9 protein-coding genes are annotated in these 11505 nt (G+C 73.5%); 7 read left to right on the forward strand and 2 right to left on the reverse strand.

Features of this window, described 5'->3' with window-relative positions:
• Positions 1 to 724: 724 nt before the first annotated feature.
• The gene (locus Ani05nite_RS08575) at positions 725 to 3454 is read right to left on the reverse strand and encodes an ATP-dependent RNA helicase (RefSeq protein WP_377881362.1); all 2730 of its coding nucleotides are present in this window, start codon (positions 3452 to 3454) and stop codon (positions 725 to 727) included.
• A gap of 128 nt (positions 3455 to 3582) precedes the next feature.
• Between Ani05nite_RS08575 and uraD the strand changes: the two genes are divergently transcribed.
• The 5 genes from uraD to Ani05nite_RS08600 all read left to right on the forward strand — a co-directional run bounded on the left by uraD (position 3583) and on the right by Ani05nite_RS08600 (position 8337).
• Entirely contained in the window at positions 3583 to 4098 is a 516-nt protein-coding gene (gene uraD / locus Ani05nite_RS08580) for a 2-oxo-4-hydroxy-4-carboxy-5-ureidoimidazoline decarboxylase (RefSeq protein ID WP_239129509.1), read from the forward strand.
• Positions 4085 to 4447, forward strand: a complete 363-nt coding sequence (gene uraH / locus Ani05nite_RS08585) for a hydroxyisourate hydrolase (protein ID WP_203766621.1) — start codon at positions 4085 to 4087, stop codon at positions 4445 to 4447. Before uraD ends, uraH begins: the two co-directional genes overlap by 14 nt.
• Positions 4448 to 4450: 3 nt before the next feature.
• The gene (gene pucL / locus Ani05nite_RS08590; RefSeq protein WP_203766622.1) at positions 4451 to 5311 is read left to right on the forward strand and encodes a factor-independent urate hydroxylase; all 861 of its coding nucleotides are present in this window, start codon (positions 4451 to 4453) and stop codon (positions 5309 to 5311) included.
• Positions 5308 to 6660 (forward strand): 8-oxoguanine deaminase, encoded by a 1353-nt coding sequence (locus tag Ani05nite_RS08595; RefSeq protein WP_203766624.1) that lies wholly within the window; start codon positions 5308 to 5310, stop codon positions 6658 to 6660. Before pucL ends, Ani05nite_RS08595 begins: the two co-directional genes overlap by 4 nt.
• A 183-nt stretch (positions 6661 to 6843) precedes the next feature.
• A complete protein-coding gene (locus tag Ani05nite_RS08600) occupies positions 6844 to 8337 on the forward strand; it encodes a DUF1996 domain-containing protein (RefSeq protein WP_203766626.1) in 1494 nt (497 codons plus the stop codon).
• A 248-nt stretch (positions 8338 to 8585) separates the two neighbouring features.
• Here Ani05nite_RS08600 and Ani05nite_RS42330 read toward each other — a convergent pair whose 3' ends face one another.
• Positions 8586 to 9404, reverse strand: coding sequence for a TetR/AcrR family transcriptional regulator (locus tag Ani05nite_RS42330; RefSeq protein WP_203766628.1), 819 nt, complete (start codon positions 9402 to 9404; stop codon positions 8586 to 8588).
• 82 nt (positions 9405 to 9486) lie between these two features.
• Here Ani05nite_RS42330 and Ani05nite_RS08610 point away from each other — a divergent pair, with 82 nt between their 5' ends.
• Positions 9487 to 9960, forward strand: coding sequence for a DUF4267 domain-containing protein (locus Ani05nite_RS08610; protein ID WP_203766630.1), 474 nt, complete (start codon positions 9487 to 9489; stop codon positions 9958 to 9960).
• Positions 9957 to 11504, forward strand: coding sequence for a malate synthase A (gene aceB / locus Ani05nite_RS08615; protein WP_203766632.1), 1548 nt, complete (start codon positions 9957 to 9959; stop codon positions 11502 to 11504). The genes Ani05nite_RS08610 and aceB overlap by 4 nt, the downstream gene beginning before the upstream one ends.
• Position 11505 lies beyond the last annotated feature (1 nt).

Genomic DNA, 11505 nt, shown 5'->3' on the forward strand with positions numbered 1-11505 from the left:
CCCGCCCGCACCCGCCCGCACCCGCCCGCACCCGCCCGCACCCGCCCGCACCCGCCCGCACCCGCCCGCACCCGCCCAGCGGATCTTGGGAAGCTGGAACGCGTCGGCTCGACCGTAATGCTTCAAAATCCGCGTTCCGCGTTCCGCGTTCCGCGTTCTGCGCGTTCCGCGCCCTCTGTGGCCGGGCGCGAGCACCCAGCCGGCGGATGTTGGAGAGCTGGAACGAGTTGACTCGACCGTCATGCTCCAAGATCTGCGCTCCTCGCCTTCCGCGCACCTCGCTCCGATGCACCTTGCTCAGCGCCCGCACCCGCCCCCACCCGCCCAGCGGATCTTGGAGAGCTGGAACGCATTAGTTCGACTCTCATGCCCCAAGATCCCCGCTTTGCGCCTCCACGCCGGCCGCGCCAGCACCTCGCTGGCGGATCTTGGAGAGCTGCAACGAGTTAGCTCGACCGCCATGCTTCAAGATCCGCGTTCCGCGCCCTCTGCGGCCGCGCGCCAGCACCCCCCGGGGCGGATCTTGGAGAGCTGCAACGAGTTAGCCCGACCGCCATGCTCCAAGATCTGAGCTCCGCGCCTCCCGCGCACCTCGCTCCGGTGCACCTCGCTCCGCGCCCACCCGCCCCCCTCCAGCGGATCTTGGATAGCTGCCCCGAGCCAGCTCGACCGCGCTGCTCCAAGATCTGGCGGGACGATGAGCGTTCACAGCAGTCCGCACCCGTCAACGCACCCGGGGATTGAGCCGCCGTGTCGGTGGAGCGGTGGTCGGATCCTCCGGCCACGGGTGTCGGGGATACCGGCCCCGCAGTTCCGCGCGTACCTGCGGATAGCCCGTCGCCCAGAAGGACGCCAGGTCCGCGGTCACCGCCACCGGCCGGCCGGCCGGTGAGAGCAGATGCAGCAGCACCGGGATGCGCCCGTCGGCCAGGCGCGGGGCCGTGCGCCAGCCGAACGCCTCCTGCACCTTGACCGCCAGCACCGGCGCCGCCGGGTCGGTGTAGTCGACCCGTACCTTTGAGCCGCTGGGCACCGGCAGGCGTTCCGGGGCGATCTCGTCCAGCCGGCCCGCCACCGACCAGGGCAGCAGGCGGCGCAGCGCGCCCGCCGTGTCGATCTTCGCCAGGTCGGCGCGGCGGCGGGCCGGGCCGAGGGGCAGCCAGTCTTCCAGGGTCTTCAGCAGGGACTCGTCATCGACCGCGGGCCAGGGTGGTCCCAGGGCGGCGTGCGCGAAGGCCAGGCGGGAGCGCAGCTCGGTGGCGGCCCGCAACCAGGTGAGCAGGCCGAGGCCCTCGCGGCGCAGGCCGTCGAGCAGGGCCGCCCGGAGCTGGGCCGGGTCGGGTTTGTCGAGGCGGCGTTCCCGCAGGATGATCGCGCCCAGCCGGTCGGTGCGGCGGGCCACCACGTCGCCGTCCCGCCAGCCGATCTCCGTGCCGCTCTCCAGCAGGGTCGCGGCGGCCTCCCGGGCGGTCGCCTCGTCCAGCGGGGCGGCGCTGCGGATGCGCGCGGTGCGGGCGCCCGGGGCCCGGTCGGCGTCGGCGATCGCGAGCCAGGTGGTGCCGGCCAGGCTGCTGCCGCCGGCGAGCTCCGCGGCGGTGCCGCCGGCCATCAGGTACGCCCGCCCGCCGGGCTCGCGCACCTTGGCGACCCGCTCGGGGTACGCCAGCCCGACGATCAGCCCCGCCGCCAGATCGTCCGGCAACCACTCCCGCCCGGCCTCCCGCCCGGCTTCCCGCCGGGCTTCCCGCCCGGCCTCCCGCCCGGCCTCCCGCCCGGGCGGCAGCTGCTCGGTCTTCTGCCCGGCCTCCCGCCCGGGCGGCAGCTGCTCCGCCTTCTGCCCAGCTCGGCGCTGCCCGGTTCCCCGCTCGGCTTGCCGCCCAGCCACCTCGGCGGCGTCGCTGAGCCCGGGGAAGGGCTCGAGGCCATCGCCCGCACCCGCATCCCCCGGAGCATCGTCGGTGAGGGCGTCCTCGGTGTCCGGGTTGCGGGTCACGGCCGCGGTCAGCCGGCGGACCTCCGTGCGCCAAGCCGGGTCGCGGTCGGTGCGGGCGCGGCGCCAGGCCACGGCCAGGTCGTCCGCGGTGTGCTCGCCGTCCAGCAGCGCCACCACCTCGGCGGCCCGGCGGGAGCCGATGGTGCGGGCGCCGTCCAGCAGGGCGCGGGCCAGGCGGGGGTGCAGGCCCGCGTCGGCCAGGGCCCGGCCGCGGGTGGTGATCCGGCCCTCGGCGTCGGTGGCGCCGAGGAAACGCAGGGCGCCGGTCGCCACCTGCATCGCGCCGGGCGGTGGTGCGTCCGGCAGGCTCAGGCCCGTACCGTCGGGGTGGCCCCACCGGGCCAGGTCCAGGGCGAAGCCGGTCAGGTCGGCCGCCGCGATCTCCGGTTCCGGCTGCGCCGGCAGGCGGTCGTGCTGGGCCGGCGACCAGCAGCGGTAGACCCGGCCGGGGGCTTCGCGGCCGGCCCGGCCGGCCCGCTGGGTCGCCGACGCGCGGGAGACCGGGACCGTCACCAGCGCGCCCAGGCCGCGGCCGTGGTCCATGCGGGGCACCCGGCTCAGGCCCGCGTCGACCACGGCGCGGACGCCGGGCACGGTCAGGCTGCTCTCCGCGACGGCGGTGGCCAGCACCACCCGGCGGACCGGGCCGGGCCGCAGGGCGGCGTCCTGAGTGGAGCCGGACTGCCGGCCGTGCAGCGGCACGATCTCGGCCGCGGCGCCGCGGAGCCGGTTCGCGACCGTCTCGATCTCGCGGGCGCCCGGCAGGAACGCCAGCACGTCGCCGTCGCCGTCGGCCAGGGCCCGGCGGATCGTCGTGGCGACGTGGTCGAGCAGTTTCGGGTCCACCCGCAGGCCGTGCGGCGGGGTCACCGGCTGCGGGGGCGGCGACCAGTGCACCTCCACCGGGAACAGCGCGGCCTGCGCCTCCACCACCGGGGCGTCGCCCAGCACCTCGGCCAGGCGCTGCGACTCGGCCGTCGCGGAGGTGGCCAGCAGGCGCAGGTCGGGGCGCAGGGCGGCGCGGACCTCGATGAGGAACGCCAGCGCCAGGTCGGAGTCGAGGTGACGTTCGTGGCACTCGTCGAGGATCACCACGGCGGTGCCGGCCAGCTCCGGGTCGCGGTGCAGGCGGCGGACCAGCACGCCGGTGGTCACCACCTCGACCCGGGTACGGGCCGAGACGCGCCGGTCGCCGCGTACGGTGTAGCCCACCCGCTCGCCGACCTGCTCGCTTAGCAGGGCCGCCATCCGCCGGGCCGCCGCGCGGGCCGCGACCCGCCGGGGCTCGGCCACCACCACCTTCGCGTCCGCGGCGAGGCCGGCCAGGGCCAGCGGGACCAGCGTGGTCTTGCCCGTTCCGGGCGGCGCGACCAGCACCGCGGCGCCCGCGCCGGCCAGGGCGGCGGCCACCGCCGGGAGCACCGCGCGGATGGGCAGGTCCGGCAGGGCGTCCGTGGCGATCAGCACCGGACAAGTCTCGCGCACCGCCGCCGGCGCGCTCCGGGCACGTGTGCGGTGTGTTAATTCGCCGGGAAACTGATGCAAGATCGGTTGATGGGCTGCTTGACTGTCCGTCTGTCGGACAGGGGGTGAACGTGGACCGGGTCGAGGCTTTCAACTCCCGGCCCACCGGCCAGCTCGAGACGGAGCTGCTCGCCGTGTGTGCCGCTCCCGCGTGGGGCCGGACGGTCGCCGCGGGGCGCCCGTACCCGTCGAAAGCCGCGGTGCTGGCCGCGGCCGATGCGGCCGCCCGCGGCCTGAGCTGGCCGGAGGTCCTGCAGGGGCTGTCCGCCCATCCGCGGATCGGCGAGCGGGCGGAAGGCGCGTCGAAGGAGGCCGCGTGGTCGCGGCGCGAGCAGTCGACGGCCGCGGGCAGCGGCGACGAGGAGACCCGGGCGGCACTGATCGCCGCGAACCACGCCTACGAGGACAAGTTCGGGCACGTGTTCCTGATCTTCGCGAGCGGGCGGACGCAGCGGGAGATCCTGGCCGCGGCCCGGGAGCGGATCGGCAACGACGAGCCGGCCGAGCGGGCGGTCGTGGCCGGCGAGCTGCGCAAGATCGCTCTGCTGCGGCTGGAGAGGTTGCTCGATGCCCTCGACTGACGGTACGGCGGCCACGTTGCACGCCAGGATCTCCACCCACATCCTCGACACGGTCACCGGCGAGCCGGCCCGCGACGTGTACGTGCGCCTGGAGCGCCGCGACTCCGACGGCTGGAAGCTGATCGCCGAGGGGCGTACCGACGGCGACGGCCGGCTGCGCCACGAGGTGCCGCTGCACGACTGGCAGGCCGGCGGCTACCGGCTGGTGTTCTACGTGGAGCCGTACCTCGGCGGGGAGGCTTTCTTCCCGGAGATCACCGTCGCGTTCCACGTGCACGACCCGGACCGGCACTACCATGTGCCGCTGCTGCTGAGCCGCTACGGCTACACCACCTACCGAGGGAGCTGACCGGTGGCGATCGTGTTGGGCCGCAACCGTTACGGCAAGGCGGAGACCCGCCTGGTGCACGTCGCGCGCGGCGGTGACAGCCACCGGCTGGTGGACCTCAACGTGAGCGTCGCGCTCTCGGGCGACCTCGCGGCGACCCATCTGCGCGGCGACAACGCCGGGGTGCTGCCCACCGACACGATGAAGAACACGGTGTACGCGTTCGCCCGCGAGCACGGCGTGGGCTCGCCGGAGGCGTTCGGGCTGCTGCTCGCGCGGCACTTCGTCGGTACGCAGCCGCAGATCGACACGGCCACGGTGAGCATCGAGGCGTACGCCTGGGAGCGGCTCGGCCCGCACTCGTTCCGCCGCTCGGGCGACTTCGTGCGCACCGCCGGGGTGACCGTCGGCGGCGCGGGTGCGCAGGTCGTGTCGGGCCTCAAGGACCTGGTGCTGCTGAACACGACCGACTCGGAGTTCCACGGCTACCCCCGCGACCGGTACACGACGCTGCCGGAGACGACCGACCGGATCCTGGCCACCGCCGTCGATGCCCGCTGGCGGCACCTGACCGATGACACCGACTGGGACGCCTCCTTCGGCGGCGCCCACAATGCCCTGGTGGAGGCCTTCGTCGACACCTACAGCCATTCCCTGCAGCAGACCCTGTACGCGATGGGCGAGCGCGTGCTGGCCGAGCGCCCGGAGCTCGCCGAGATCCGGCTGGCGCTGCCCAACAAGCATCACTACCTGGCGGATCTGGCGCCGTTCGGGCTGGACAATCCGCGGGAGGTCTTCATCGCCGGCGATCGCCCTTACGGGCTGATCGAAGGCACCGTGACGCGCGACGACGCGCCGCCGGCCAGTGCGGAGTGGTACCTGTGATCGTGATCGAGAACGTGACCGTCGCGACGGTCGACGCCGAGGGCACCGAGCACGCGGACGGCCACGTGGTCGTCGGCGACGACGGCCGGATCGCCGCGGTCGGCGCGGGCGGGGCGGGGGAGCTGCCCGGCTCCCCGCGCCGGGTCGACGGCACCGGCTGCCTGGTCACCCCCGGGCTGGTGAACACCCACCACCACCTCTACCAGTGGGTCACCCGGGGCCTGGCGCAGGACGACAACCTGTTCGGCTGGCTCACCACGCTGTACCCGATCTGGGGACGCATCGACGCCGAGGCGGTCGGGGCCGCCGCGGGCGCCGGCCTGGGCTGGCTGGCGCTGTCGGGCTGCACGACGAGCATGGACCACCACTACGTGTTCCCGCACGACGGCGGCGACGTGCTGGCCGCCGAGATCGAGGCGGCCGCCCGGATCGGGCTGCGGTTCCACCCGACCCGCGGCTCGATGGACCTGGGCCGCTCGTCGGGTGGCCTGCCGCCGGACAACGTGGTCGAGGACACCGACGCGGCGCTCAGCGCGACCGAGGCGGCGATCGACCGGTGGCACGACCCGGCGCCGGAGTCGATGCTGCGGATCGGTGTCTCGCCCTGCTCGCCGTTCTCGGTGACCCGCGAGCTGATGAGCGAGGCGGCGGCGCTGGCCCGGCGCAAGGGGGTCCGGCTGCACACGCATCTCGCCGAGACCGACGACGAGGAGGACTTCTGCCGGGAGAAGTTCGGCTGCACGCCGGTCGAGTACGCCGAACAGCTCGGCTGGCTGGGCCAGGACGTGTGGCTGGCGCACGGCGTGCACCTGGACGACGCGGCCGTGGCCAAGCTCGGCGCGACCGGCACCGGGGTGGCGCACTGTCCCAGCTCGAACGCCCGGCTGGGGGTCGGCCTGGCCCGCGTCCGGGACCTGCTCGACGCCGGCGTGCCGGTCGGCCTCGGCGTGGACGGCTCGGCTTCCCAGGAGGCGGCCCACCTGGGCGAGGAACTGCGCCAGGCGCTGTACGTGGCCCGGCTCCGCGGCGGTCCGGGGGCGCTGTCGGCCCGCGAATCGCTGCGGCTCGGCACGATGGGCGGGGCCCGCTGCCTGGGCCGCGCGGACGACATCGGCTCGCTGGAGGTGGGCAAGCTCGCGGACCTGGTGCTGTGGCGCCTGGACGGGCTGGGCCACGACGGCATCGACGACAAGGTCGCGGCGCTCGTGCTCGGCCCGGCCGCGCCGGTGGAGCTGGCCCTGGTCGGCGGCCGGCCGGTGGTCGAGCGCGGGCAGCTGGTGCACGCGGACGCCCGCGCGCTCACGCTGCGCGCCCGGCGGGCCCACCGCCGGCTGCTGGACGGAATTTAGGAAGACTTAAAGGAAGTCGCCCCCATTAATTGTTATCGCATTGCCGGACCGCCGCGACCTGCGGCCCTTTCCGAGGCGATTCATAAGTCTTCTTTCGCGCCTTGATACAAGTCTCCTGAGCTGTGCATACTCCCTGGCGAAGAGCTTTCACCGCCCGGTTGTACGGCAGCGAAGGAAATGGTTATGCGGACCTCAGGAGCCCACGTCGCGCCCGGCGACGCCAGCAAGCGGCGCCGGCACACCACCCGGGTCGCGCTGGCTGCCGCGGTGGCCGCCGCCCTCGGCGGCAGCGGCGTCTACGTCGTGAACGCGAACGCCGCCGAGACGGTCGTGCCGGGCCGGGTGCAGGCCGAGGCGTACGCCGCCCAGTCGGGCGCGCAGGTCGAGGGCACCGCAGACGCGGACGGCGGCAGCAACGTCGGCTGGCTCGCCGCCGGGGACTGGCTGCGGTACGACGACATCGCGGTGACCGGGGCCGCCCTGACCGCCCGGATCGCCTCGGACAACGCCGCAGCCGGCTCGATCGAACTGCGCCTGGGCTCGCGGACCGGCGCGCTGCTGGCGACCTTCCCGGTGGCGAGGACCGGCGGCTGGCAGAAGTGGACGACGGTGAACGCGACGGCGGCGTCCGTGCCGGCCGGCCGGCAGACCGTCTTCGCGGTGCTCAAGAGCGCGCAGGCCGGGGACTTCGTGAACATCAACTGGTTCACGTTCGGGGCGGCGCCGGCTCCTTCCGCCTCTTCCGGGCCGGCCTCCGCTTCCCCGTCGCCTGTCCCGCCGTCTCCGTCAGCCTCCGGGGCCGGCGGCGTCCCCTCCGGCGACGGCTGGGTGACCCTCGACCAGGCCAAGTGGAAGGCGCAGCTCGCCGCGTTCAACGCCCTCCAGCCCAAGCCGGTGCCGGCCGGCAACGTACGGGTGCCCGAGTTCAACGCCTCCTGCACGGTCAGCCACTCCCGGACCGACGACCCGATCGTCTTCCCCGGCCTGCCCGGCGCCTCGCACATGCACACGTTCCTGGGCAACGACAGCACCGACGCGCACACCACCACCATGACGCTGCTGGCCAACGCCGGATCGAGCTGCAAGCCCGGGGAGGACCGGTCCGCGTACTGGATCCCCGAGCTGACCGAGAACGGCAAGAAGCTCGACCCGCACGGCGTCACGGTCTACTACGGCTCGCGGCTGAAGGACCCCACCCGGACGGTCCCGTTCCCGCAGGGCTTCCGCATGATCGTCGGCGACGCCAAGCGGCAGGTGGCGACCCCGGCGGGCGCCCCGGGCCAGTTCTGGTGCGCCGGCGCCGGCGGCGAGACCGGCCGCAGCAGCGACGGCAACTGGCCGGTCTGCGCCAGGACCGCCGAACTGACCTTCCAGCTCACCTTCCCGGACTGCTGGGACGGCGTGCACCTGGACAGCCCCGACCACAAGTCGCACGTCGGCGGCCCCGGCCCGGACGGCACCTGCGCCAGCGGCAAGTTCCCGGTGGCCATCCCCTCGCTCTCCTTCGTGATCGGCTACCCCAGCTCGGGCAGCGCGGCCGGCTTCAAGCTCTCCTCGGGCAACGCCTCCTCGATGCACGGCGACGCGTTCTTCGCCTGGGACGACGCGGCGCTGGGCAGCCGCGTCAAGAACTGCATCGTGCAGAAGGCCAAGTGCGACTCGTTCGGCAACTTCTAGGTCGGCAGCACCGGACACCCCCATCCCCAGGGGGAGTCCTCATCCCCAGATAGAGAAAAGCGATGGCCTCCGTTTCCCCGCGGGGGCCATCGCCGTGTCCTGCGGTGGCCGCCCGTGTCGGCGTGACCTCGGAGCCGATGTTCCGGGCCGTTGTCCGTGGCTGGGTTGTCCGTGGCTGGGTTGTCCGTGGCTGGGTCGGTCCGGCGTATTACGCGCCGGTGCCGTCTCTCTGGCCGCTCGGGCGGGGGCTACGGGCGGCTCGGGGCGGGTGGGCCGGATCTCGGGCCGCCATCCTCGCCGGCCCGCGGGCGGTGGCCGTGCGGGCCGGCCACGTAGTCGACCAGGATGTCGAGGCGGGCCGTGCCCTGGTCGACGCGCAGCCGCCGGCCTCGGTCCAGGGTCACCAGCCCGTGCAGGGAACTCCAGAACACCTCCGTCCGACTGTCGATGTCCCCGCCGCTCCTGTCGCCCCTTCCGCTGCCCTGGTCTCGCCCGGCTTTCCCGTCTTTCTCGCCCGGCTTGTCGTCGACGAGCGGGGTGAGTGCGCTGCGAAGCTCGCCGAACGCGTCGCGCAGGGGGGCCGGAGTGTCCTCGGCGGCGAAGGCGAGGTCGATCGGGCGGGCGAACATCGCGTCGTACAGGGCCGGGCGGGTGCGGGCGAATCCCAGGTAGGCGGCGGCTACCGCGCGCAGGGTCGCCTCGGGGTCGCCGGCCGGTGACCTCTCGTCGGTCTCCGTTCCGCCGGTCCCCGGATCGCCGGTTTGCTGATCGCTTGTGGGTGAATCGCCGGCCGGTGGCGCGCCGGCCTGCGGGTCGGTGGCAGCGAGGCGGGCGGCCCGGAGCTCATCCGCCAGCTCGGCGAAGCCCTCGACCGCCACCGCGGCCACGATCGCGTCCTTACCGGGGAAGTGGCTGTAGAGCACCGGCTGGCTGTACTCCACCAGATCGGCCAGCCGCCGCGTGGTCACCGCCTCCCAGCCCTCGGCCTCGGCCAGCTCACGGGCGGAACGAAGGATCAGCTGACGACGCTCGGCGCGCTCCCGCTCACGTCTCTCCTGCACGGCCATGGCGAAATCCTAGCACCGCTAGCGTTCGGAGCAAAGTTAGGTTAGCGTTGCTCTCAGACCTAGCAACGACAGGAGCAAGCCCATGCGACGTCTGACCACCGGGCTGGCCGTGCTGTGCGGCCTCGCCGGCCTGTTCTTCGGCCTCAACTTCCTGCTCAACCCGCACGGCGCCGCCTCCAGCTTCGGCATCGAGCCGTGGCCGACGGGCGCCGCTTCCGGCTACTTCGTCGTCAAGGCGATGCGCGACATCGCCTACGGTTTGATGATCTTCGCGGTGTTCGTCACGGGCAGCCGCCGCACGCTGGGCTGGGTCATCCTGGCCGCCGTCACCATCCCGCTCGGCGACGCGGCCGCCGTGGTCACCCACGGTGGGAGCTGGGCAACTGCCCTGGCCGTGCACGGCAGCGCGGTCGTCCTGGTGGTCCTGACGGCAACCCTGCTGCTGCGCGAGACGGGCGCGGGGGGCTCCGGGACCGATACGGTACGGGGAGATGCGCACGGTTTGAGCCATCGCCGTGATTCGAGTCATCGCAGTGAGGGGAGTCGCCGACCGTGACCGAGATTCTGTCCGACGAAGCCGTGGCGTTCGTGGCGGAGCTGAACCGGCGGTTCCGGCCGCGCCGCAACGAGCTGCTGGCCGCCCGGGCCGCCCGGCGCGCCGAGATCGCCGCCGGGGGCAGCCTCGATTTCCTCAGCGAGACGGCCGACATCCGCGCCGGGGACTGGCGCGTGCCGCCCGCGCCCGCCGACCTCACCGACCGGCGGGTGGAGATCACCGGGCCGACCGAGCGCAAGATGACCATCAACGCGCTCAACTCCGGCGCGAAGGTCTGGCTGGCCGACCTCGAGGACGCCAACACCCCGCACTGGTCCAACGTCGTCGACGGCCAGCAGAACCTGTTCGACGCGATCCGGCGCACGATCCGGCTGGAGACCGACAAGAAGACCTACGAGCTGGGCGAGGGGCCGTACCCGACGATCGTGATGCGGCCCCGCGGCTGGCACCTGGACGAGCGGCACCTGCCGGTGGACGGCGAGCCGGCCGTCGGGGCGCTGGTCGACTTCGGGCTCTACTTCTTCCACAACGCCGCCGAGCTGTTGTCGCGGGGCAGCGGGCCGTACTTCTACCTGCCCAAGATGGAGTCGCACAAGGAGGCGGCGCTCTGGAACGACGTCTTCACGTACGCCCAGGAGGCGCTCGGCATCCCGGTCGGCACCATCAGGGCCACGGTGCTGATCGAGACCATCCCGGCGGCGTTCGAGATGGACGAGATCCTGCACGCCCTGCGCCCGCACATCTCCGGGCTGAACGCCGGCCGCTGGGACTACCTGTTCAGCATCATCAAGTACTTCCGCGACAACCCGGCGATGGTGCTGCCCGACCGGGCGGCCGTGACGATGACGGCGCCGTTCATGCGGGCCTACACCGAGCTGCTGGTCTCGACCTGCCACAAGCGCGGCGCGTTCGCGATGGGCGGCATGGCCGCGTTCATCCCCAGCCGGCGTGACCCGGCGGTCAACGAGGTGGCGCTGGCCAAGGTCCGCGAGGACAAGGAACGCGAGGCCGGCGACGGCTTCGACGGCTCCTGGGTGGCCCACCCCGACCTCGTGCCGGTCTGCCGGGAGATCTTCGACCGGGTGCTGGGGGACCGGCCGAACCAGCTCGACCGCCGGCGCGACGACGTCAGCGTGGCGGCGGCGCAGCTGCTCGACGTGGCGGCCACCGGCGGGTCGGTCACCGAGGCCGGCCTGCGCGGCAACGTCTCGGTCGCCCTGCAGTACCTCGAGGCCTGGCTGCGCGGCAACGGCGCGGTCGCGATCAACAATCTGATGGAGGACGCGGCCACCGCGGAGATCTCCCGTTCCCAGGTCTGGCAGTGGATCCACAACGGGGTGCGCCTGGCCGACGGCACCGAGGTCACGGCCGACCTGGTCGGGCGGATCGAGGACGAGGAGCTCGCCAAGATCCGTGAGGCGCTGGGGGACCAGGCGTGGGCCGCCGGCCGCTTCGACGACGCCCGCAAACTGTTCGAGCGGGTCGCGCTGGCCGACGACTTCGCCGAGTTCCTCACGACGGCCGCCTACGACTCGATCGACTGAC

Origin of the sequence: Actinoplanes nipponensis (assembly GCF_016862275.1) — a bacterium.
Classification (GTDB): domain Bacteria; phylum Actinomycetota; class Actinomycetes; order Mycobacteriales; family Micromonosporaceae; genus Actinoplanes; species Actinoplanes nipponensis.